The following is a 737-nucleotide window of genomic DNA, read 5'->3' on the forward strand; positions in this document are numbered from 1 at the left end:
CGATGGTGACGGGGATGGAGACGGCGATGGCGACGGAGACGGGGATGGCGACGGCGACGGCGATGGCGATGGCGACGGCGATGGCGACGGAGACGGCGACGGCGATGGGGACGGCGACGGCGATGGGGACGGCGACGGAGACGGCGATGGGGACGGCGATGGCGATGGGGACGGCGATGGCGACGGAGACGGAGACGGCGACGGAGACGGCGATGGGGACGGCGATGGCGACGGCGACGGAGACGGCGACGGCGACGGCGATGGCGATGGCGACGGAGACGGCGATGGGGACGGCGACGGCGATGGGGACGGCGATGGCGACGGAGACGGCGACGGCGATGGCGATGGGGACGGCGACGGGGATGGCGACGGCGATGGGGATGGCGACGGGGACGGGGACGGAGACGGCGATGGGGACGGCGACGGGGATGGAGACGGAGACGGCGACGGCGACGGGGATGGCGACGGCGATGGCGATGGCGACGGGGACGGCGACGGAGACGGCGATGGGGACGGCGACGGGGATGGAGACGGCGATGGGGATGGCGATGGCGATGGCGACGGAGACGGGGACGGCGACGGAGATGGAGACGGCGATGGGGACGGCGACGGCGACGGAGATGGAGACGGCGATGGGGACGGCGACGGCGACGGAGATGGAGACGGCGATGGGGACGGCGACGGGGACGGCGAGCCCGGTTCCGTTCTGGGCGAGGTTCTCGAAGGCGTCAGCACCA

1 protein-coding gene is annotated in these 737 nt (G+C 73.4%); it reads right to left on the bottom strand.

What is annotated here, in order from left to right; all coding sequences use genetic code 11:
* Nucleotides 1-737, bottom strand: a 737-nt coding sequence (locus G5B31_RS21555) for a hypothetical protein (protein WP_205912059.1), incomplete at both ends; no start/stop codon positions are given.

Origin of the sequence: Rhodobacter sp. SGA-6-6 (assembly GCF_011043545.1) — a bacterium.
In the GTDB taxonomy this organism is placed as follows: domain Bacteria; phylum Pseudomonadota; class Alphaproteobacteria; order Rhodobacterales; family Rhodobacteraceae; genus Pseudogemmobacter.